The 21,743-nt window shown below is 61.4% G+C and carries 21 protein-coding genes and 5 pseudogenes; 7 read left to right on the forward strand and 19 right to left on the reverse strand.

All coding sequences use genetic code 11. The annotated features are described in order from the left end of the window. Positions 1-314: 314 nt before the first annotated feature. The 4 genes from JEY66_RS43760 to JEY66_RS43775 form a co-directional block, all read right to left on the reverse strand. Entirely contained in the window at positions 315-455 is a 141-nt protein-coding gene (locus tag JEY66_RS43760; protein ID WP_244620954.1) for a MobA/MobL family protein, read from the reverse strand. 876 nt (positions 456-1,331) lie between these two features. After that, positions 1,332-1,754 (reverse strand): Rieske (2Fe-2S) protein, encoded by a 423-nt coding sequence (locus JEY66_RS45650; protein WP_018273849.1) that lies wholly within the window; start codon positions 1,752-1,754, stop codon positions 1,332-1,334. Between the two features lie 18 nt (positions 1,755-1,772). Beyond that, positions 1,773-1,937, reverse strand: a complete 165-nt coding sequence (locus JEY66_RS43770) for a hypothetical protein (protein WP_244439256.1) — start codon at positions 1,935-1,937, stop codon at positions 1,773-1,775. After that, positions 1,922-2,200: an amidohydrolase family protein gene (locus tag JEY66_RS43775; RefSeq protein ID WP_245376584.1), complete on the reverse strand. Its 279-nt coding sequence runs from the start codon at positions 2,198-2,200 to the stop codon at positions 1,922-1,924. Before JEY66_RS43775 ends, JEY66_RS43770 begins: the two co-directional genes overlap by 16 nt. Positions 2,201-2,317: 117 nt before the next feature. Here JEY66_RS43775 and JEY66_RS43780 point away from each other — a divergent pair. Beyond that, positions 2,318-2,611: pseudogene (locus JEY66_RS43780) on the forward strand (class I SAM-dependent methyltransferase); the annotation flags it as partial. A 370-nt stretch (positions 2,612-2,981) separates the two neighbouring features. On the opposite strand, the gene JEY66_RS43785 reads toward JEY66_RS43780, so the two are convergent. From JEY66_RS43785 to JEY66_RS43850, 14 genes are all read right to left on the reverse strand, one after another. Further along, positions 2,982-4,160, reverse strand: coding sequence for an LPD7 domain-containing protein (locus tag JEY66_RS43785; protein ID WP_080650466.1), 1,179 nt, complete (start codon positions 4,158-4,160; stop codon positions 2,982-2,984). After that, positions 4,144-6,090 (reverse strand): type IV secretory system conjugative DNA transfer family protein, encoded by a 1,947-nt coding sequence (locus JEY66_RS43790; RefSeq protein ID WP_209911848.1) that lies wholly within the window; start codon positions 6,088-6,090, stop codon positions 4,144-4,146. The genes JEY66_RS43785 and JEY66_RS43790 overlap by 17 nt, the downstream gene beginning before the upstream one ends. Beyond that, positions 6,056-7,087 carry a P-type DNA transfer ATPase VirB11 gene (gene virB11 / locus JEY66_RS43795; protein ID WP_018273840.1) on the reverse strand — a complete coding sequence of 344 codons (1,032 nt, stop codon included), beginning with the start codon at positions 7,085-7,087 and terminating at the stop codon, positions 6,056-6,058. Before virB11 ends, JEY66_RS43790 begins: the two co-directional genes overlap by 35 nt. Beyond that, positions 7,084-8,229, reverse strand: a complete 1,146-nt coding sequence (gene virB10, locus JEY66_RS43800; protein WP_026193413.1) for a type IV secretion system protein VirB10 — start codon at positions 8,227-8,229, stop codon at positions 7,084-7,086. The genes virB11 and virB10 overlap by 4 nt, the downstream gene beginning before the upstream one ends. A gap of 11 nt (positions 8,230-8,240) precedes the next feature. Continuing rightward, a complete protein-coding gene (gene virB9 / locus JEY66_RS43805; protein WP_018273838.1) occupies positions 8,241-9,092 on the reverse strand; it encodes a P-type conjugative transfer protein VirB9 in 852 nt (283 codons plus the stop codon). Further along, positions 9,089-9,760 (reverse strand): VirB8 family type IV secretion system protein, encoded by a 672-nt coding sequence (locus JEY66_RS43810; RefSeq protein ID WP_018273837.1) that lies wholly within the window; start codon positions 9,758-9,760, stop codon positions 9,089-9,091. The genes virB9 and JEY66_RS43810 overlap by 4 nt, the downstream gene beginning before the upstream one ends. Positions 9,761-10,105: 345 nt before the next feature. After that, positions 10,106-11,092, reverse strand: coding sequence for a TrbL/VirB6 family protein (locus tag JEY66_RS43815; RefSeq protein ID WP_018273835.1), 987 nt, complete (start codon positions 11,090-11,092; stop codon positions 10,106-10,108). An 11-nt stretch (positions 11,093-11,103) separates the two neighbouring features. Then, positions 11,104-11,352 (reverse strand): EexN family lipoprotein, encoded by a 249-nt coding sequence (locus tag JEY66_RS43820; protein ID WP_018273834.1) that lies wholly within the window; start codon positions 11,350-11,352, stop codon positions 11,104-11,106. Further along, a complete protein-coding gene (gene virB5 / locus JEY66_RS43825; protein WP_018273833.1) occupies positions 11,349-12,071 on the reverse strand; it encodes a P-type DNA transfer protein VirB5 in 723 nt (240 codons plus the stop codon). Before virB5 ends, JEY66_RS43820 begins: the two co-directional genes overlap by 4 nt. Then, entirely contained in the window at positions 12,068-14,434 is a 2,367-nt protein-coding gene (locus JEY66_RS43830) for a VirB4 family type IV secretion/conjugal transfer ATPase (RefSeq protein ID WP_018273832.1), read from the reverse strand. The genes virB5 and JEY66_RS43830 overlap by 4 nt, the downstream gene beginning before the upstream one ends. Next, positions 14,427-14,765 (reverse strand): VirB3 family type IV secretion system protein, encoded by a 339-nt coding sequence (locus JEY66_RS43835; RefSeq protein WP_018273831.1) that lies wholly within the window; start codon positions 14,763-14,765, stop codon positions 14,427-14,429. The genes JEY66_RS43830 and JEY66_RS43835 overlap by 8 nt, the downstream gene beginning before the upstream one ends. Beyond that, on the reverse strand, positions 14,765-15,061 hold the full coding sequence (locus tag JEY66_RS43840) for a TrbC/VirB2 family protein (protein ID WP_026193411.1): 297 nt from the start codon (positions 15,059-15,061) through the stop codon (positions 14,765-14,767). The genes JEY66_RS43835 and JEY66_RS43840 overlap by 1 nt, the downstream gene beginning before the upstream one ends. A 77-nt stretch (positions 15,062-15,138) precedes the next feature. Then, positions 15,139-15,708, reverse strand: a complete 570-nt coding sequence (locus JEY66_RS43845) for a lysozyme family protein (protein ID WP_026193410.1) — start codon at positions 15,706-15,708, stop codon at positions 15,139-15,141. 39 nt (positions 15,709-15,747) lie between these two features. Then, complete coding sequence (locus JEY66_RS43850) at positions 15,748-16,383, reverse strand: acyl-homoserine-lactone synthase (protein WP_018273828.1); 636 nt, start codon at positions 16,381-16,383, stop codon at positions 15,748-15,750. Between the two features lie 402 nt (positions 16,384-16,785). Here JEY66_RS43850 and JEY66_RS43855 point away from each other — a divergent pair, with 402 nt between their 5' ends. Then, positions 16,786-17,514, forward strand: coding sequence for an autoinducer binding domain-containing protein (locus JEY66_RS43855; protein WP_026193409.1), 729 nt, complete (start codon positions 16,786-16,788; stop codon positions 17,512-17,514). Positions 17,515-17,593: 79 nt separating this feature from the next. On the opposite strand, the pseudogene JEY66_RS45750 reads toward JEY66_RS43855, so the two are convergent. Continuing rightward, positions 17,594-17,850 (reverse strand): annotated as a pseudogene (locus JEY66_RS45750) (WGR domain-containing protein). Positions 17,851-18,556: 706 nt separating this feature from the next. Between JEY66_RS45750 and JEY66_RS43865 the strand changes: the two are divergent. The 5 genes and pseudogenes from JEY66_RS43865 to JEY66_RS43885 all read left to right on the forward strand — a co-directional run bounded on the left by JEY66_RS43865 (position 18,557) and on the right by JEY66_RS43885 (position 21,693). After that, the gene (locus tag JEY66_RS43865) at positions 18,557-18,733 is read left to right on the forward strand and encodes a hypothetical protein (RefSeq protein WP_018273826.1); all 177 of its coding nucleotides are present in this window, start codon (positions 18,557-18,559) and stop codon (positions 18,731-18,733) included. Between the two features lie 204 nt (positions 18,734-18,937). Further along, positions 18,938-19,231: pseudogene (locus JEY66_RS43870) on the forward strand (hypothetical protein); the annotation flags it as partial. A 99-nt stretch (positions 19,232-19,330) separates the two neighbouring features. After that, positions 19,331-20,170, forward strand: coding sequence for an IS5 family transposase (locus JEY66_RS43875; RefSeq protein WP_018273825.1), 840 nt, complete (start codon positions 19,331-19,333; stop codon positions 20,168-20,170). 23 nt (positions 20,171-20,193) lie between these two features. Next, positions 20,194-20,763, forward strand: a pseudogene (locus JEY66_RS43880) (DUF3991 and toprim domain-containing protein); the annotation flags it as partial. A 330-nt stretch (positions 20,764-21,093) separates the two neighbouring features. Then, positions 21,094-21,693: pseudogene (locus JEY66_RS43885) on the forward strand (DUF1419 domain-containing protein). Positions 21,694-21,743: the final 50 nt, after the last annotated feature.

A 21,743-nucleotide genomic window follows, 5' to 3' on the forward strand; every position in this document is an offset into this window, starting at 1 on the left:
GATTCGGAGGAGCTTGCATGTTTCGCGGGATCGTGAGCAGAGATTTCAGACGATCGTGAGTCACGGTGTGAATCTGCGTGGGGTCCGGACGCCGATCGGCGTCCCAAGTGGTGCCTGATTGACTTCGCGCGTGCGGGGGCAATGTTCGGTGTCGATTCACACTGGATCCGCCTCAACGTCTCGACCCGGTTCTCGTCAAAGACACGCAGCCGCTCGAGCTTGGGATCACGTCCCTCGCGCTCTGCCCGGCGCTGGATGACCTTGGCCGCGACGCAGATATGGGTGGTCGGCAGGACGTCCATCCCGCGCTCGGCCTAGGACCGTCCATCGACACGAATCTCGTGGCCGTTCAGGGCGAGATGCTGATTCTGCAGGTCGAGCCAAGCGTTGCGCTGCTCGAGGAACTCCTGCTTGGCGCCGGCCCCAAGCCGGTAGGCGATCTTGCCGGATTTCATGCGCAGCGGCTGCCCCGTCTTCACTGATGACCAGGACCCGCTTTGGCCCGAATCCGTCCGAGAGGCCGCAGCGTCGTCATGAGGTGGACATGCGGATTGCCCGGCTTATTGTGATAGACTCAGTCCGCGACCTGCCACGCGACAGCACCCGCTCGACCACGAACTGGAATGTTCAGGAGGAGGCAACAATGGCATTTTCCCTTATCGAGAGTATCGCAACGAGGTACCTTGCTTGATTGTCAGTTTAGAACGCTCTCCGCTTAGGCGTTTGTGTCGGACGAACGAAGTTGCGGCTGCGCGGGCGGCGGGAGAGCCATGCGCTGACGGTGTAAATTGTGCCGAAGACAGCGAAAGCGATCGACAGCAAAAAGAAGAATAGCATCGTTTGAACCCCTTAGTTGTTGAAGGTTGGTCTGGCTGCATGTGTGGACCGACGCGCGTTGTAAGCCCAGAGGCCAATCTCCATACGACGTGACGTAACGTCAGGTTCAAGCGCCGGGCGAGGGAAATGACGTCCTGGCGGTTCGTCTTCACCTGATCGCCCGACTTCCTTGGAATCAGCGATGGCGCGTCGCTGGCGATCTGATGACGAGCCACAGAGCTGGCCCAGCCCTATGCGGCGATTTGCTGACCTTTGAGGTTTGCGCTCTGGATGGGAGCTTCCGCTGGCATTTTGATGCCAGTCGATGGCGCCGGAGCAGATCGACCGCATGACGCAGCATTTGCAAACTTTGTTACGTGGTGTGATGGCCGATGCGGGGCAGCCGGTCGGCCGCATCGACGCAGGCATGCTTTCGAAGGCAGCCGAGCATCATCCGCCTCGGAAACTTCGCGCACCGAAGTTCAGTTCTTCAGCTCCGGCGGCAACCGATTCCATCATCGCACGTACGCGCTCGTTACCCATGCGCACGAGGGAACATCAGGGATATCGCTCAAGGGCTCGTCAACGGCAACCCATACACAGCCGTATCGCGTCTTGGCACGGAATGAACGCGCCTTCGCGTCGGGGATCGGCTGCTCGAATGGAAATTGCGGGATCATCAACAGCTCGTCGTCGCGATCATATTCCCAGCCGTGATAACCGCAGACGATATTGCCGTTGTTGCACCAGCCCTTCGACAGCTTTGCGGTGCGATGGCAGCAACGATCTTCGAGCGCGGCGGGCTCGCCGTTGGCATCGAGGAACAGGACGATCGGCTCGCCGAGCAATGTGAACGGCTTCGGCCCGTCCTTGAGATGATCGACCGGCATCAGCGCATACCAGAACCGGCGCAACACGGGCTGCTTGGTGCTCAACATGATGGTGTTCCCCCGAGCTTAGGCGGCCAGGCGCGTGACTACGCGCGCGGCATCGGCTTTGATCGTCTGCAGATCGAGCCCCGGAATGGCCCCGTCCTCGACGACGATCCGTCCGCCGACCAGGAGATAGCGGAGTTTGGGCGAGCCGCCGCAGGTCGCCGGCGCAATCAAGGGGTCGTGCATGCCGAAGTGCCAGGGCTCATCAAGACTAAAGATGCGATGTCGGCCTGTTGCCCGGGCGCCAGCGTGCCGACATGGGGCACGCCGAGCACGCGGGCACCGCCCGCGGTCGCCCAGCGGACGACATCCTCGGCCGTCACGACACCCGCACCCTTCACTGCGCGGTGGGTGTGCCAGGCGCTGTGCATTTCGCAGAGCATATCCGGCGCTTCATTGGAGGCTGCTCCGTCAACACCGAGCGAGACGGCACCACCGAGGCGCGCCATCGCGTCGGCGGGCGCGACGCCGGAGCCGAGGCGTCAGTTGGATTGCAGTCAATGCGCCATCCCGGTACCGGTGCTTGCGAGAATGTGCACCTCCTTCTCGTCGAGATGGACCAGATGCGCAAACCGACGGCGGCCCACTTCAATCGAACTGTCTACGAGCGGCTGAAGCCCAGTGAGTCCTACGTCATCGTGGCCGACGCCGCCGCCGTCGGGGCGGGCACGAGCGACGCCCAGTCTTTGCATCGGATTGAGTCTGCATCCGTTCGCGAGGAGGTGGAGGCGGCCGGCTTCGTACTGGACGCGGAAAGCACCATGCTCGCGAACAAGGACGATCCGCACTCGATCAAGGTGCTCGATCCCTCGACGAAGGGCGAGACCGATCGCTTTGCCTATCGGTTCGTGAAGCCCTGAAAGGTCCCCGGCGCCGATTTCATGTCGACCTCCCCACGGGGGCAAACAAGCCCCTCGAAGACATCGACGCAACTCTGCTTGCCGCCCGAAGTCGGCTTTGGATGGACTCGTCTGGTAGGTCCGCGCGACAATGGCGGCGAGGCCCCTGAAGTTTCATAATGACGGCCTCGCATGCTCTCAGACCTTGTACGCATTGAATCTTCGTCCCTGCCACTCGCGTCACAATCACATATGGGGCGGGGGAATGCCGGTCCAGCTGACGTTGAATACAGACAACGGTCAGCAGAAGTCAGTGCGGTCGGGCGGGGACAGGATTTAAGCTTCTATGAACCGAAGGGACTAAAGCGTTCCCACGGCCCCGTCGCCGGCTTCAGCGTTCTCGTTCCTGAATTCTAACACGCTCGCTATTCTGGTTATGGTGAGCGTCACCTTTTTCGCGTCCGGATCGGTCTTGGTCTTGAGCGGGTTCGAAGATTGACGCTCGATGAAACGAACGCCCCTGCTGTAGATGTTTTGCAATCCGATCTCGGGCCGCTGCGACGATGCTATGACGGGCGCGCTTATCATCGGGAAATGCCCGTTCTAAAGCTTTCTCAATGACTACGAGTTGTGATTGCGCTGCGGCGAGGTCGGGATCACGTGCGGCTGTCTTTCGATCTGCCGCACGGAATTTCTCTGCCGTCACCCGCCAACGGTTGCGCGGCACCTGCCGTCGTTCGATACGCGCACTCCCGCTCGCGGCGTCTATGACTTTGATGTCTTTGGCGACGCGGTCGACACCATCCCTGCGCACCTGGATGCGATCGCCGGGTCTTGCCCTGCTATCGGCGGTTGCCTGTTCCAGCCCGACGCCCCACACTTGATGTTGCCGACCGTTGTCAAGCTCGATGACTAGGTAGGCGGATGTCTCGGCATCGTCACGATTGCGATAGGGTGCCCGGCTGACCTCGATCAATTGTCCTGAGACACCTCTGTCGTAGTCAAGTCGCTCCCCGCGCCGGTCTTTGTCAGAACCCGAACGAACCTCCACCTCGTGCGTATGTCGATGTGTTCGGTCCAAGGCTTCCTGCCGATCGGAGAGTGCCTGCCGATCGAGAACAGTCGGCTGATAACCCTGGACTTCGATACCGCGCGCGCCGGCTTCAAGCCAGGCCTCGCGCCGGAATTCCACGGAGCCGCGGACGTGGAGAGCGTCCCACTGTCGATGTTGCGCTACATTGACCATGTCGCGGATGACCTCGGCGGCGGCCAGCCGCGTGACCAGCCGATCTTCTGTGACCTTGAATGCGAGATACTCGCCCCGTTCATCCGCGTACAACCGCGCTTCGCCGTGCGGCCCTTCTTTGCCGGACTCGTTGGCCACTACATAGTATTTGCGGCGGATACGATCAGGCAATGGGTTGTGCTGGACCGTCGCAGCGTCTGGCTTGTCGCTCGGCGCTGAGTTGGCTGCTGAGTCCTCCCCTCCCCGGTCCGCGTCGGGACCGCGCCCCGTGCGATGTTGCCGGCTAAGGCTGAAGTCCCAGCTTTCGTCACGCGTGTCGTTCATGCTGCGGCTCGTTTTTCTTGCGGCCGGACCGTCGCGCCGGCGGGATGGTCTGGGCATCGATGTAGTTCAGGGTCCAGGCCTTCATGTCGTCTTCGGAGAGACCTTCGAGGTCGACATTCACGTCACCAAAGTCGAAGGAGGCATTGTCGGGAATCGTGGAGGGGTCGGCCACATCGTCGTCGGTCATGGGCCGAGCCCGGAATACGGCGCGAAGCTCGGCAATCTCGGAGCGCAGCTCCTTGAGTTCGGCGTCGAGCAGTGCATTTGAGCGCCCTTTGGGCAATTCCGGGACCGGGGCCGGCAGCAATCGCTGCAGGAACGCCTTGTCCTCGTAATAGATGATCTTGTCGGCAATGATGGGTGGAATACCCGCGCCGAGGATAAAGGCCTTGGATTTCGGAAGAAGTTTCAGCTCTTGCGGCAGCATCAGGGCGCGACGATGCTCGGAGACTGTCTCGCTGGTCGAGCGCATCGCAAGCCCCTTAGGTCCACTGCGGCTGTGCGCTTTCACGGTGTCGTAGCCGATACGCTCCGAGAGTTCATTCGCCACGTCTTGCTCTTTCGGGGCAAACACGACCTCGACGGCGTGGTTGGTCATGAAGTTGCGGGCCGCGTCAATCCCGTAGATGGCCCGCAACTGCGCCGGGCTCTGGATTACGGTGAGAAGGCGGATGCCGTATCCGGCGATGAAGGCGACCGATTTTGCCAGCACGCTGACATTGCCCAGCGCCGGGAATTCGTCCAGCAATAGCAGTACCTTGCGATTGAGTTTGGGGTTTTGTTCGGGTAGTTCGCGGGTATTGAGATCGACCACCTGCTGAAAAAACAGGTTTAGGAGCGGCGCCATGCGGTCGAGATTATCGGGCGTCACCCCGAGATAGATCGACATGGGCCGCCGTCTCAGCTGCCGCAGGTCAAAATCATTAGTCGAGGTTGCGGCGTCGATGCGGGGATTGAGCCAGAGACCGAGCCGAGCCGTCACGGTCTTGCGGACCGAGTTCAAGGTGTTCTCGGAGGCGGCGAGGAAGTCGTTCAACGCCGTGATACAGTGCCGCGACAGCGGTGAAGGACCCGCCTTGCGGTCGGCGATGATCCTGTCGAAGTGGGCCTTGAGATCCTGTGTGGCCGATAGCTGACGCAGTGTTTCGCCGATCGTCAATGGCAAACCCGGCGTCTCCGCAACATAGCCGCCAATCGCCACAAAGGCCGAACGAGCCGCCTCGAACCAGAACGGGTCGCCGCGGCTCTCGGCAGGAAACAGCATCACGGCAATCCGCTGCAGATCGTCGTAGAGGTCGGCTGGATCGCTGCGCACATAGCCAAGCGGATTATAGCGCGCGGTGCGACCGTTTTCGTCGAGCGGGTCGAACAAATGGACCTCCTGCCCGTGCGCCGCACGAAAGCCGGCTGAGCGATCCCAGTTCTCCTTCTTCACATCCAACGCAACAACCGAATCCGGCCAATTGAGCAAGTTTGGAATGACATAGCCAACTCCCTTGCCGGCACGCGTCGGAGCATAGAGGAGGACATGTTCCGATCCGCCGAAGCAGAGCATTTTCCCATCTTTGCGGCCGAGCAGCAGACCGTCCTTGGACCGCAGGCCGGCGGCCTTGATCTCGCGCTCGGAGGCTAAGCTGGCCTTGCCGTGAAGCGGTGGCGGACGATGCCGGAGGATGGCGCCGAGCAGACCAAAGACCACAATCAGACCAGTGAGGGTCGACAGCGTCAGCCAACGGTCGAAGCGCGGGTCCGCGCCATAACGCGGCCAGCCTGTGGCGATCTCCGACCAGTGAAAGCCGCCATCGTGAAGCCTGAGCCCGAGCAGCAGAACGTTCGAGGCGACCAGCAGGAAAACTGCGCCAGCGGCAAACGCAAGCGCCGTGCCCTGCACCGCCCTAATGGGCGTGGTCGCGTTTGCGAACGGGGTCATAGTAGATTTCCGAGATGCGGTAACGGCCGTCGCGCTTCTGCATCTGGACGACGACGTCGACGAGATGCAGCAAGAGCGAGCGGATATCGTCGCGATGAAGGTCACGTCCCTCCGCGCTTTCCTTGACCAACAAGGTCATCTGTTCGAAGGCAAGGCGCGCACTATCGGCATGAACTGTCGTGATCGATCCTGGGTGCCCCGAATTCACATTCCTGAGATAAAAGAAGGCGGTGCCGTCGCGCAGCTCCTGCAGCAGAATGCGGTCAGGCCGCATGCGCAAGGACGATTCCAGCAGTTCGCGGGGGCCGATCTTGGCCACACCTTGCCCATCCTTGGCATAGAGGAGCCGGACGCAATTCTGATGGGGGATGACGAGCTCGGCGGTGTCTTCAATCGTGATGAGGCGCTCGTGCGCCGGGATCGCAGCAATCAGTGCCTTGGACAGTGTGGTCTTGCCGGAACCCGTCGCCCCCGAGATCAGGATATTGCGGCGGGTGCGCACCGCAAGCTTAAGGAACTCGCGCCATTGGCCGGCTTCCTTCAGGGCGAGCAGTCGATGCTCGTCGGCGTCCAGCTCGTCACTCGCGGAGCGGACCTCATCGAACAACTTTACCCGCTCAAGGGCGTCCAGGTTCATGGTCAATGTCGAGGACTTGCGGATCGTGAGGCTGATCGTGCCCGCGGGGACCGCGGGCGGCACGACGATCTGGCAGCGCTGCTCGCCGATGAGACTGGTCGAGACCAACGGGTATTCCGGCCCTATATCCTGTCGGGTGTGACTGGCGGCCGCGGTTGCAAGATGTGAGAGGTAAGTCTGGGTGAGGGCTGCGGCTTCATGCCGGGTCCAACCGTCAGGCCCCTCCACGAAAACCTCGCCTGGACGGTTGACGATGATTTCAGTGAGAGTGTTGTCGGCGAGGTATGGCGCCAGCGGCTCAAGGTAGCGCGCCAGCACCAACCGTCCGCCATCGTGATTGACCGATGCGCCTGCGCTCATTTCGTCACCACAGCCGGGCCCACAATGCCTCCGGGGAGGGTACGGTCGAGAATCTGGGTGCGGCTTTCGATCCGCTTGAGTTGGTAGACAGACGAGAAATCGAGGTCGCGCGCGACGAAGATATTCACGAGCTCACCCTGGTTCTTGTTCAACGTCGGCGGGATGTTGATGGACTGCTCGACCGCGATGCCGGCGGCGGTGTTGCTCGCACCAGCAGTGTTGTTGATCTGGATCGAGCCGTCTTGCAATTGCTGCCGCCCGATCGAGGAGGCATCGCTGACGATCGACAGCAACAGCGCCGAGCCGAAGCGCTCCCAGAAATGCGTGTCGATGTCGCCGTCGAACCCTGCGCGGCCGAGCGCATCGGTGGCGGGTGAGGCCAGCGCCACGATCACACCCGTCGGCGTCTTGGCGCGAGCCCATAGCACAAACATCCGTTTGGAGCCGCGCTGGACATTGCCGCGATATTCCCCGACGACTTGCGTGCCCTTTTCCATGAGCACCACGTTGCCGGAATCCGACATCACATCGCGCAACACGACGCAGGAGACGAACCCCGCCACATCCGAGGACATCGCGGTCTCGAGCACGCAAGGGATCGACGTGCCCTGGGTGACGAAAAGATTGCGATTGGGAAGTCGGGCTGCGCGCACGCCTTCGATTGGCGTGGGTTTCAGCTTATCGGCAAGCTCGTTGCGTGGCTCGGCCCGCCCAAAATCATAGGGATCGACGGGACCGCTTGCGGTCAGGCCATCACGGGGCGGTCGCCCCGATGCGAGCGGCCTGTTATAGGCAAGCACTGGCGCGCGCCGCGCGCTTTCGAGCATCTGATCCGCGGCGGGCACGGAGGCCGCCGGTGTGGCAGCAATGGGTGCGACCGGAATGGACGCGGTGGTGATGGGTGCGGCAGGTGGCTCCGCGGCCGGCTCGAAGGCGGCCGCCTGGCGGATCATGAGCTTGCGGGCGGACTCGCTCACCGGCTTGTCGCTTTTCCAAGTCCCCCAGATGATCAGGAAGGCGAATGCGGTGAGCGCGAGCGCACCGAAGCCGCGTTTGAGCATCGCTGTTCGACCATTGTCCCCTCCTCCCACCGGGGTAATGCCACGTTCGCCGGCAAGCGTCTCATTCTCATGCTCGGTCATGTTGCGCCCGCCTATCGTGCCTTAAGGGTTGGAGATGACCTCTTCGCCCGCCGTTCGACCGAGGGACTCGTGGTGTTGGTGCCGGGATTGACGCCGACCGCATCGAACGCTTCGTTGAAGATGCAGAGCACGATGTCGCCCTTGCGCAGTCGAAATTCGCGAGCCGTGGCGTGGACCACCACGAGCTCGCCTCGGACATCCTTAGGGACGAGACTTTCAGAGCCATCCGAGTTGATCAGGTAGATCGCCGGGATCTCGCGATTGCCTGCGAAGCGGAACGTGGTCTCCTTGCCGTCGTCGAAGACGGCTTCGGGTTCGAGGTCGACCGAGCCTTGGGCCGAAAAACGCCAGTTGCGGGCACCATACGCATGGTGCAGGTCAAACGTCTGGTCGATCAGCGCGCCTTCCCGCTCGGCGCCCCGGGCAGCTGCCTCGACGCGCCGGCGCTCGATCTCGTCACCGGGATAGGCAAAGCGGACGACGAAGTAACTGTCCGCCAGCGTCGTCTCGGCGATCGACAGCTCGAATTGATAGGAACGCTTGCGCCCGTCGGGCCGAGTGGTGACGACCTGCAGATTGGTCGGTGGGTGCTTTTCGCGCGGCTTGAGGAACAGGATCGAACCCGCCGGCGCAACTTCCCATGCGATCGCATCACCAATCGCGACATGCGCGATTTCCTCGTCATCGGCAAACACGACCTGGGTCGAGGCGCGGATGACGCCATTTAGGCGGACCACATTGGCTGGATCATAGGTCACAGTGCGTACGCGCGCATCGTGTTGCCCCGGCGCTGGCTGCTGCAGCGCCAGTACGGGCCCGGCAAAGCCGAGGGCTAAAGTCATCAAAAGCGCGAAACGTTTCATGGCACGAACTCCGGATCGGCGCGATATTCCGAAACCAGAAAGCCGAGGGGATTGATCAGACGGTCGGCGGACGACATCGGCGCATTGGCGTAAGTGAAGGTTAGGGTCGAGACCCAATGGGTCACATGGACTTCCTCGCCCTTGCGGCTCTCCTTCATGAAACGCACAGACGCGACGTTGTCGGCGAGCAGCGAAATCGCCTTGATGCGCACCGTCGCGACTCCGAAGCGGCCCTGGACAACTTGCGGGCTTTCGGGATTGGAGCCGCGGTACCAGGCTGCGAAGCGGGCCTGTTCGCTCTGCCCTGAAAGCAGCGAAATCGTGCGGAAATTGGTTTCGGCTTCCGGGTAGCTGTAACCCTCGCGTGCGCGAACGTAACGTCCAAGGAAATACTTGGTGACGGCTTCGTCGTAACGCGCGGGAGTCGAATTGAGAGCTGACACGGTATCCACAATGCCGGTGGCATTATCGACCCGGATGACGAATGGCTGGACCGTCTTTAGCGGCGCCAGCGCTGCGACCGCTCCGACCGAGGCGATCGCCAAGGCGCTGGCGCCCGCGGCAACCACCCACGCTGTTCGCCGCGAGCGATGGGCCGACAGCAGCAGATCCTGTTCCCATCGCCGCGCATTGTCGAAGTAGGCTTTCAGGTCATCATGCCCGACCATCTCAGGCCTCCTTGCCGCAGGCGTGGTAAGAGGCCGTAATGTTGGCCCAGCGGCCGGACGCGGCGAGAGGGGCCGAGGCTGCGGACGGGTTGGCTTCGCCCTTCCGGATGATGGGTGCAGACGGCGAAGCCGGTGGCTCGGGTGTCGCTGATGGCGCGCCGGACTCCCAGTCCCACAATGAGCGGTTGAGCGGCCGCCGAGCCAGGCCATCACATGACGGCGGCCCCTTTGACCAGTTCGCGCAGCCGCCAAGCTGCCATGCAATGACGCAAATGATGAACAGTCGTCGCCACATCATTCTGATGCCCCTGTTATTTTCTGTCGCCTGATGCCGGCAACTATTGCTTACGCGGCCGTAGTCCCCTGTGAGCGTGTACGCCGCATACTGCCGCCCTGCCGACCAGCTCTCATCGCCGCGAGACCCCGGCTGGCCGACCAGCGCGCGCCGGCATATGCCCCCCCGGCTGCGGCGGTGGCATTGGCAATCAATGGGCTTGTGACCAACCGACTTGCGAGCGACGCCCCACCGCCGGCGAGACCGCCTGCGATGATCGGCAATTGCAGCGCGATGTATCCGGACAGCCCCAGCACGGCACTGATGGCGACCGAGGCGACCACCAGCTCGCCCGCCGTTCCCGCGTTTGCCGCGAACCTGTCGATGAAGCCGGTGACGGTAGTTAGCATCAGCCCGACCAGAGCGACCACCAGCACCAGCAGGATCACGAAATTGGCGACCTGCCGTAGCCAGGCCTCTGTAAACGGGCGGGTCGCCTCAAATAATCCCAGCGCAATGAAGACCGGGCCGAGCGCGATCACGACGCCAAGACCCACTTTGGCGTAGAGCAGAATTGCGAATTGCAGGAACGATCCGACGGCCACAAAGACCAGGAGAATGGCCGCAATCAGTGCGGGCGCGATGTTGGTCAGGCCGGCCTGGTCGTAGATCTTGTTGGCAACGTCAATCCCTTTGGACAGAAGCTGATCGAACGGAGCGCCGGAACTGGTATTCACTCCAGAGCCCGCCAACGCATTGCCGATCTCCTTCGGCAAAGAGTCAAAGAACAGACTCGTGACGTATTGCTGAAAAGCGCTGGAATTCGTCGCCAGTAGCACCACGACCACGATCCGCGTCGCTCGCCAGGCGAATTCCATGATCGGCTCGGAAATCGCTCCACGCATCACAGCAAAACCGTAGAGGATAACGTAGAGCATCACGGCGGTGCGCAGCGGACCATCGATGTAGGAGGCAAGATTCGAAACCGAGGTCGACACAAATGCCGTGATCGGTTGCTCGAACTCTTTCAAGAAGCTGTCGAAGACATTAACGGCCATCGCGGCAATCCTTATCTCAGGGCGTCTTTCATTTCTTGGACGGTGACCTTGTTGCGGGCTTCATTTGCGTTGACGCAGTTTGGCGTCTTTGCGAGTTCACCCGGGTTGTCGCGGCACGCCTTGAGAGCCACGGCAAGCTCGTCGCGATGTTCGAAAAACCAGCCGACTGTTTTCGGTGGACGACTGGTGTCGGCCTCGTTGCAGCCCGTGAGGTTGATGGTTGCGGCGAGCAACAGCGGAATAGAAGTAATCGTCTTCATTGCAGGGCTGCCTTGATCTCATCGACCAGTTGTCGCTGTTTCTCCCGCTCCCGCTGTCCATCCATGTCCACGCGGGCCTGCTGGATCATCGCCAGACCCTGCATCCGGAGCACGTCGTTCTGCAGCAGCGCCTGTTCGGCCTGCAGCCGTGCTGACAGATCGAGGGTCTCCTTGGCGTCGGTAGCCGAGCTGATGCGTGCTCTGAGCTCCTCAAGCGCATCAATGCGCTGCGAGGCGGTGTCGTATACCGCTTGGCCCATTGAATGCTTCGCACCCGTCTGCCGGGCGATACGATCGAGCTCGCTCTGGTAGTACGAGTTGCCGCTGTTGCCGGCGTAAGCGCGGTTCTGCGATAGATAATGATTGATGGCGTCGGCGAAGTTGCCGCCGCCCTGCCCCGCGACGAGACGTTCAATGTCCGAGAACTGTTGGGGCAAGACTTTGCGGAACTGTGGCGTGTTCAAGAGCGCGCCGATGTCGTTGGCGTTCGTCCGCTTGTTGAAGCTGTCGTAGAGCTGCTTGGCTTGGCTCAACTGGTCTTGCGCGACCTTGAGCTGCGACGTCAGGGTGTCGACCTGCTTCTTCAGTTCGGTCAGTTGCTCGAACTGCCGCGCGTACACGCTTGGGTCGAATACGATCTCGGCCCCGACCGGTGAGGCCATCAAAAGGGTGACAACCGAGAGGCAGGCGAGAGCCGCCGGCATGCGCTGAACCATCATTGGGCCTTCCTCCGCTCCGCGTGAAACACCGACAGCCACTGCGCGGGGTTGTCGCCGACTTGCTTGCGAATGCGGTCGAGCAGCTCGACGGTTTCCGTGCGTCCGGACAAGACGGCGAGCGCGTCGTCGAAACCGCCGAGGTCGAGTTCCGCCACGACCGAGTTGTGGCCTTGTTTGACCAGGAAGCGCCGGCTTTCGGGGGCGAGCTCCTCCTTGATCAGGCGGAATTCCGTGTCGGTCAGATGGAAGCCGTCGACATAGTCCGATCGTGTTCCCCGCGCGTTCGGCAGGAAGATCTGGGTCGGGCATTGTTCGACAATGGTGTGCGCGATCGGCGAGGCCAGCGCGTCGCGTGGCGACTGCGTCCCGAACACCATGACGCCGTTCTGCTTACGGATGGTCTTGAGCTTGTTGTTGGCGAGATCACGAAACGCCTCGTCCCCAAGCGCCTTCCAGAACTCGTCGATGTCGATGATCAGGCGCCGGCCATCGATCAGGCGCTCCACGCGATGAAACAAATACATCATGAGTGGCGTGCGCACGGTGGGATGATCCAGGAGATCGGTCATGTCAAAACCAATGAACCGGGCGTCGAGGCCGATGGCGTCGTGATCGCCATCCAGCACCCAGCCGAAGGGAGCGCCCCGGCACCATCGCTCGAGCCGCGCACCAATGCCCTCGCGATCCTGCTGGCCGAGAAAAGCTCGCAGCGTCCCGAACGATCGTTCCGACTGCCGCAGTTGACCGAGCGCTCGCAGCCCCGAATCGATGCGTTCCTCCTCGATCACGCTCAGTGGGCGGTCGTCTGGCGTGACCAATTTCCGGACCAGTTCGCCCAGGAAGGAAAGATTTGCTGGCGTCAGCTCCAGCGCCTTGAGCGGCGCGCAGCCAGTCGGGGCGCCGTTGTGGAGCGTCAGATAGGTGCCGCCGGCGGCGCGGACGAAAATCTCCGCGCCTCGGTCCTTGTCGAAGAAGACGTAAGACGCACCAAGCCGCTCCGCCTGCGACAGCAGGAAGTTCTGTACGACGGTCTTGCCCGACCCTGAAGGGCCACAGATGAAGGTGTTGCCGAGGTCGCCATAATGAAAGGAAAAATAGAAGGGCGCGCCGGACGCGGTCTTGAGCATCGCAACCGCCGGTCCCCAGTGGTTGCCCGCAGGCTGTCCGGTCGGATAGGTGTGGAACGGCGAGAACGCAGCGAAATTCCTTGAATTGATCGCGCCAGTGCGTGCCCGGTATTTGAACAGCCCGGGAAGCTGGGCCCAGTAGGCGGCTTCAAGTCCAAGGTCTTCTCGTGCGACGACGGCTCCCGCATCGGCGAGTGCGCGCCGTGCCACGCTCATATGATGCTGCAGCTGCAACGGCGTATCGGCATAGACCAGGAGCGAGAGGTGATGGTCTCCAAGCACGAACCGGTTGGATTCGAGGTCGTCGAGTGCGTCAGAGAGCTCGTCGATTTGCGAGGCGGCAGGATCCTGGGCTGAGACCAATTGGTTCTGTTTGCGCGTCAGAACCGTCTTGGCGTCCGCCTTCGCCAAAAACGCGAATGATTGCGTGACGATGAGCTCAAACGGCGCGGAAAGAAGGGCGTTCAACAGGCCAGGCCGGGTGGACGCCGGATATTCCTTGAGGCCGAACATACCAGCGAAGTGCGACCCGCCGGCGCCGCGGATCTCGAGGGCTTCACGGCCGAAGATGACGCGGTTTGAATAGAGTGCCTGGCCGATCGGCCCTTGCGGCAATGGCATCGCAATCCATTCCCCGGAGGCGAGCGCGTGGAGCAACTCCATCGGTTCTGAGAAGGTGATGCCGTCGCGCTCAAACAATCCGGCCGCACGGGCGCCATAGCGGTCGAGTGCCGCGACGATATCTCGCGTTGCATCGTCCAGACGTTTCAGCGCCCCGCTGTCCACCTCGGCGGCATTCGCGGCGCTTCGGCCGAGCCGCCGAAAGAAGGCGGCCGCCGTATCGGTGGCGGCGCGGCCGGGATGCCAGACCAGGGTGAGATAGAGATCGTTGCGAAACAGCGCCTCTTTTTGAAGCCGTTTGCGATATTGTGCGTCAAGTCCCGCCGCAAAGGTCGATCGGAAGGCACCGTCCGGGTAGACCGACGTTCGGCGGCGCACCAAGTGGGTCCAGAGCGCGAGTTGCGGATCTGCAACATTGCGCAGGGTGAGATTGAGCTTGCCATGAAGATCGTTCAGATCCGATGTCTCGGCGGTCTCGAACGACGTGCCGTCAATCCGGATCACCGTCAGCAGGGCGCGGGTTGTAAGACTGATCACCGTATCGGTGACATGCCGGCCGAACGGCAGGTAGGCTTCGGGCTCGATCTCCCGGGTTTTAAGCGCCCTATTACGCATAGCCGAGGCCCCTCGTTCGATATCGCCGGAGGAGTCTAAGTGGCGTGCAGGACGAGCCGCCCCAGAATGTGGCGTTGCGCGCGCGCCCGCGGGTTTCGATCCAGGCGAGCAGAATCCGGAACATGTTAGGGTCGTGCCGGCAGATGATGCGGCAAAGCCCATGGATTGGGATCGCGACCAGGCCGTAGACGATGCTCCCAGCGGCCAGAAACAGGATGCAGGAAAACATCACGTTGAGCGCCATAGCCTCCATGGTGACGCCAGCGACCATGGCGGGCCGCGTACAGGCAAGGAATAAGGTGTCCTCCGTGAGACGGGTGGCCTCGATCATCAATGCCCCCCGGTCAAGGTCGAGACCACCTCGGAGGCGCCGAACGTGATGGCGACGCCGAGCACGACATAGGCCGCCTTGCGCAGATCGAGATAGCCGAACATCCAGCCGATGCCGACAATGATGACCGCCAGCGTCGCCAGCAGCCGAGCGACGTTGCCGGTCAGCATGTTGACGATGTTTTGCAGCACGCCTTCGATGTTCGCGGTCTGCGCCAGCGCCGGCTCAACCAACGCGATGCTGAGAACGGCCCCCATGCAAAGCAAGGCAGCGGATTGTTTTAGAGGAGAAGTCATGGCACGGCTCCGATTGGCACTGCAGCCGGACACCAGCCCGGACCTCAGCATTGAGTTGAGAGGAAAAGACGGCGTTCTCATCGTTCGTAAACAAAGGCTGACGTGCCTAGTCCCGAGCGATAGACGTCCCAGGGCCGGCGCTCGCTGGCAGAGGCGGCGGGTGGATTGATTGTCGTATCGCCGGTGGGACGATCACGCCCGGCGGTCGCCATCGGCTCGACACGGGGCTCGGAGACTTGACCGGAAGCCTTGGGCGCGAAGCTCGCGACAACCTTGGCGATCGCTTGGTCGCGATCTGCGCTTTTCATGTTCGTCGCTTGCAGTCGCACACCGAACAATCTGCCGAGGCCAGCAATATGCTGGCACGCATCGAAGGTGGTGCTAGCTGTCAGCCCGGCCTTCTTTGTTTCCTCAGCATCGAGTTGGGCGAGACCGGTTCGGACCTGCTGGCCGCTAGCGATGGCCTCGGTCGCGAGCTGGATGGCTTCGTCACGTTCAGTGGCCTGAATAGGAATCGGCTTGCGCCCTTCAATTGTAATGAGTAGCGGCTCAAACGAGCTCGCCTGCCGCACGATGGCCGTCAGCGGCCGAGCCATTGCGGTCGGGGCGCATCGTTCGACCAGAGCCGCGAATGCAGCGGGATCCATTGTGAGAGCCTTTTTGTCGGGAGATGAGGACGTTCGATGTTAGGCCGCGATCGCCAGGCTTGATGGCGCGTCAATTGCACACCCCGAAATCTGCCCGGCCGCTCGGATCGCGCCGAGAGCCTCTTCGGTGATCGGCAACAATGCAGCGACGGCGCTGGTCGTCCCGATTTGATGAGGCGTGCCGAGGCGATCGAGATGCCATCCGGCCCGGCGCAGTATGCGTTCCATGCGCAGATCAGTGACCGTTGCGATGGCCTGAAGATCGTGCTGCTGCCCCCATTCGATCATGGCTGCGAACAACAGAAAAGTCGCTTTGCGCAGACCATTGTCTACTGTTGCCGCCGCACTCTTGGTGTCAACGCAGAAGCGCGAGCTCTCCCAAATCGTGGCCGCCCTCGGCGCCGGGTTGCCATCCAGCAACACCGGGAACGTATCGGCCAGCATGTTGCGTCCGGTGGTGGGCAGCAGGCGAACACAACCAACAACGTAGCTCTTCTCAAGCGCCAGGAGATAAGTCGGATCGAAGGTGTCGTACTGATCGATCTCTAATCCGTCGCGGACAGAGACGTCCCAGTCGAGCCGATCCTTGAACACGCGCCTTCGCAGGCGATGCATTCCTAGCGTTAGTTCGGAGTCGTGCAGGAGTGACGCACGGCTACGCACAATGACCTTCATTCTTAACCTCAAACTTACGAATCACAGCTTCGAGATCAAGAAAGCAGCCACGGTCCCTGCGTTGCGCTGTCAGTTCTGACAGGGCGCTATGGATCTGTTGGGTCGCGAACCGTATTCGCATGGCGCGGCGATGTATAAGTTCCGTGATGCGCAGGTCTGACAGCGCAGGGAATGAAATTCCTTGGGTTCCACCAAGTGGAGAAAATATTTTGCTTTGAGGGCTGCAGTCAGAGATTGTTCTCCTCCGGCGTACGTGCGCGTTGCTGCTGTAGTTTCGACAGCGCGATATCGAATTGTTCGTGCCGCAAAGTTGCCGCAACGTAGCAATAAATACCTGCACGTGAAACGCGAATCGTCAGAATATTCGCGTTGTGGGAACTAAGAAACGACTGAAGTGGCGCAATGAAAGATGTCAAAAGAGCATGCGATGAATTTGTCGATTGTCTTCACACTGCCCAAACAGAAGATGATTTTCGACGTGTTGCGGAACGAGCTGCGCATGCTTTGGGGTTCCGATGGTTCGCTTATTTTGGTCAGCGCGCGAATGGCCCCAATCTGATCTCATCCTATCCAAAGAGCTGGACTAGCCACTATTTTCGGGAAGGCTATCACAACATCGACCCCGTTCTTCAGGAGCCGCGAAATACGAGCCGAGTATTCCTGTGGGATGGCCGTGAGGCGCGAAGCGCAAGGTCGCCGAAAGAGCGCCGTCTGTTTGACGATGCACTGAGTTTCAAGATCAGGACCGGCCTGACGGTTCGCATTCCCTCGAGCCAAAACCAGTTCGCGGCGTTTACGCTTGCGGTCGACGAGCGCAGCCTGGGACTTGATCGTTTCATTGAGGCCTCCCAAGAGATGTTGGAAATGGTGGGTCTCACCTATCATGCGCATGTGAGCGCCAGGATTGGACGCACCTCGGCAGCAGGCGAGATCGTTTGCCCTCTGACTCAACGCGAGCGGCAGTGTCTCGCCTGGGTCTCCGATGGCAAGACGATGCAGGATATTGCCCAGCTCCTCGGTGTTAGCTCGCGGGGTGTGAAGTTTCATCTGGACAATGCCAGGCGAAATCTTGCTGCATTAACCCTCCCGCACGCTGTGGCGCTCGCGTTTCGGCAGGGATTGCTCCCGTAATGCGCAAAACAGCCGTCCGGCTTGTAAGATGTGCCCAAGATCGACTGTTCAATCAGGTTGGGAGACTGGGCGTTGGCACCTAGGGCGCGGGACTCTTTGGTACGTAGCCACAGCGTGTTTTGCGTACGAGCCAAGCGTCGAGCTCTTCGACGGCCTGAACTCTCCCGGCAAACAGATCCATCCGCCGGCGGCCGCGTTGGCCGAGACGTCCCCATTCGCGCAAAGCGCCGTATCACCGAACAGCGTCGGTTCGATCGTGAGTACATAGAACCTGGCCATATTGCGGGCCGGATCGCAACGTTGGAGCACGAGGTATGGCACTGTGAGTTCGGACATGCGCTAGAATCGCAACTGTCGAAATCGCCGTCCAATTAATTTATCGAATCCATCAGGCCTCCCGATTCAGAAGTTTAATACCGGTGATGAAAGTCATTGAGGGTGCTCCGCGACCCGTCTCGGAAAATGCATTGGCTGTTGTGCGCCTCTGACTGCGAAGAAGGTGGGCGTCGCCCTGCGGGCCGGGCTGGAGGCTGCGCTGAAGCCGCGCGAGCGGGTCTTCCCCCTTACGGGCTGCCATCCCTGACGCGAAACGGCCCGAGTCCCCGTACAAGACAGCTGCTGAGTCGATCGGAAGCTCCCGCCTATTCGGTCTGGCTTTAACCCCTAAATGTAGGCGATGCCTATGGCCTTGAGGACATCGAACGGAAACGCCAATTTCGCGCAGCAACTTCACGTGGGACAAATTCACTTTCGCTCCGGAAAAAACGTCGGCGGCTGTTCTCGGTGTCAATCAGACCAACACTATATCCGCGGGAAGAAACATGTGCGCTTCGGCACACCATGCTTCCGGTGAAGGACCGACCCCGCTCTCGAATGGGCTTTCCTTGGTTCTGGTGCGGCCTTCCACGATCAACCCGCAAGGGGTTCGCTACGCAAGCGTGCGACCTCTTCGGCTTCGCCTACGAGGTGACCGCAGCCGCCCCCGAACACTTCGGCGCCTGTCGAGCGGGGATGGTCCCCGCCGCAAGACGGGAGCCTTTCAATGTCGCACAATCTCACCCTCGCTCAGAACCACGCCTTCGATCTGGGCCGCACGCTGATGGTGCCGGTCATCCTTTTCCAGGCTGAGAGCGAATTCGGCGTGATGGTCTCCAGCGAATACGACGGCGATCAGGACGCTATCGTCCATGAATACGCCCCCTGGTGCCCGGCTCATTGAGCCGGGTGACCGGCTGCCGCTGGCGCCATGCCGGCTGCAAGGGAGGCTTCGCCGCGCCGATGATGCGGCGACTGACGGTTGGTCAGCGCGCCCTTGCATTCGGCAGGCTTCGCGGCCGGTCGGGGATGTGCCGCAAGGCTAGGAACAAGTGAGACCAACAGATGAAGGGGCCGGATGTCGCCCGCGCGACTCCGGTGCAGACAAATGGACAAGAGAGAAATTGAAGAGCTGCGCAAAAAAGTTGGCTGCGCCGCCCTGCTGGAGAAGGACGGCTGGAAGGTCGACGTCAAGGAAAGCAGCCGGCGCGCGATCAAATATCGCCGCGAGAGCAATATCGTCATTGTCATTCACCAAGGCCGCGGCTGGTTCGATCCCCTGTCGCCGGCGAAAGGGGACGTGTTTTCGTTAGCCGCGCACCTCGGTGCCCTTGGTTTCGTCGAGGCATGTGAGCGCGTTGCTGATGTGGTTGGCTTCCTTCCTGCTGCTGCACCAGCGTGGTAGCGCCCGGCAAAGCCTAAGAGGCCGACCGGAAACTAAAGTTGGGTGATTTCAGCAGGTTGTGATTCTTCGAGGTGTTCGAAGCCATCGGAGAAGCAGATGACCTGGACCGAAATCACCCGCTGTCAGCATGACAGACGAGAGCTCCGCTATGCAAGCGATTGTACGGATGCGGAATGGGCCTTGATCGAGCTTTTGATGCCAAGGCCGAGCAAGGTCGGTCGCCCGCGCAAGACCTGCATGCGATCGGTATGGGATGCGATCCAGTACATTGCGACGACTGGATGCCAATGGGCGCTTCTGCCGAAGGATTTTCCTCCCTTCACGACGGTCCAGTACTATTCTTATGGCTTGCGCGACAGCGGGGCGTTGGATTTGATCAATGAAGCCTTGGTTGAAATCGCGCGTGGACTTGCTGGACGGGAGCCGCAACCAACGGCGGCGATCATCGACAGTCAATCAGTCAAGACGACCGAGAGCGGAGGGCCACGCGGCTTTGATGCGGGCAAGAAGATCAAAGGTCGCAAGCGCCACATCGTCACCGATACACAAGGAAATTTGCTGAGCGCCATCGTGCACCCGGCCAATGTTCAGGATCGGGACGGTGCCCCGGCCGTCGTCACTTTGGCGTGTGCGAGTTACCCGACTATTGCACACTTGTTTGCTGACGGCGGCTGCGCCGGAGAAAAGCTTGAACACACACTCCGGAAAATCGACGGGCCCACGATTGAAATTGTCAAACGCCCGGATGACGCAAAAGGCTTCGTTATTGTTGCCCGACGCTGGGTCGTCGAACGCACCTTGGCATGGCTCAACCGCTGCCGACGTCTCGCCAAGGATTGGGAGGCTTCCGTCACCTCGGCTGAAGCATGGCTCCTTGTCGCATCAACCCGACAGCTGCTGCGCCGCATCGCCAGATCGGCCAACGTTAAGTCATGAATTTTGAGTCAGACTCTAAGACCCTTGCGTCCATTGTAGAGCGGTGGGGACATCGCTTCAGGCCGCGCCCCGGCTCGCCAGCTTGGCGCTATCTCACCGGCGAGCGCGGGCTCCCGGCCGACATCCTGAAGAAGGCCGTCGCCTGCGATCGGTTGAGAGACGGCCCCCAGGGCAGCATGTGGGCGGCGCACCGCGATTCTGCCGGAGCGATCACGGGTTGGGAGGAGCGTGGACCTGTATGGCGCGGTTTCGCCACGGACGGCGCCAAGGAGCTATTCCGCTTCGGACCAGCCGAGTTCGAGCGGATCTGCATCACTGAAGCGGCCATCGACGCTATGAGCCTTGCCGCGATCGAGGACCTGCGTTCCGACACTCTTTATGTCAGCACTGGCGGCGGCTGGTCCCCGGCAACGGATGAAGCCATCCGTGGCCTGGCCAAGCGCGCCAACGTCCACCTCGTGGCAGCAACCGACAACAATCGGCAAGGCGACATCTACGCCGACCGTGTTCGTGCCATCGCCGCGGATGCAAGTGCGCGGTATGCCCGATTACGGCCGTGCGCCGGCGACTGGAATGAGGATTTAAGGGCCTGATGGCTTCCTGTTGATGTGGTTCGCAAGGGCGACGCGCAGGCTGCGTGGTGGCACCGCGCCAAGGCCACCGCGTGAGTGGGGTCTCTGATCCCTCGGCGTTGAGCGAAGGAAAAGGCGATCGAACAATGAGGGAGGGAAGATTAAATGGGAATGAGCGCTGCCGCATGCGCGGCCGGCGCATCAAGGGTGAAGCTTCGCTCGCGTTCCGCGGCCCTTGACCCGCCGGACCTTCGATGCGGCCGGCGAGGAGGTGTGATGAAGGGCTGAAGTGACGAAGAGATCAGGCGGATCGCTCGCGCTTCAGTCCGGCTAGGCCAAGAGGAGCCGCCGATGCACACCTTACCCATTATCCGCAAAGTCTTGGAAGGCGTCGCGACGCGCCATGAGATGCACCGCTTGTTCAACCGCCATCGTGGTGACCCCGCGATGGCCGATGGTGAAGGCCAACATCTCTTCGCCGGTGAGTGGTTTGAGTCAACGAGCGGGAGCACGACTACATGCTCGATATCCTGCCACCGCTGTTCATGCGCGCCGACATGTTCGCGATGCGCGAATTCATGACGGGCAGCGTCACCAGCATCTTCTTCGCGCTTGCCATCGACGGAAGGCGGCGCTGGTTCCATGGCTATTGCGATCTTTCCGATCGGCTGTCGCCGGAGCGCATGAAGGCGGCGATCATCGAGCGCGAGTCACGGCCCGTGCGCGCGATGACGCGCGACGAGCGGCTCGAGCACATCTGGTCGAGCACGCATGACGATTATCGCGGCTACGCCGGCGAGCGCTGGCCGCATGCGCGGCCGCCGCACCGTACTCGTCTATGCCGGCCAGAGCGGCACAGTCCTGAAGCTGCTCGACGACCTCACCGAGGCAGAGATCGTGGCCAAGCTGCCGGTGCAGTTCCGTCATCTGCCGGACACGGCCGCGGCCTAGCCGACCTCCCCCCGCCCCGCGGCAGCCCGGCCCCCCGGGCGTCGCATTTC

This window comes from Bradyrhizobium elkanii USDA 76 (assembly GCF_023278185.1).
Classification (GTDB): domain Bacteria; phylum Pseudomonadota; class Alphaproteobacteria; order Rhizobiales; family Xanthobacteraceae; genus Bradyrhizobium; species Bradyrhizobium elkanii.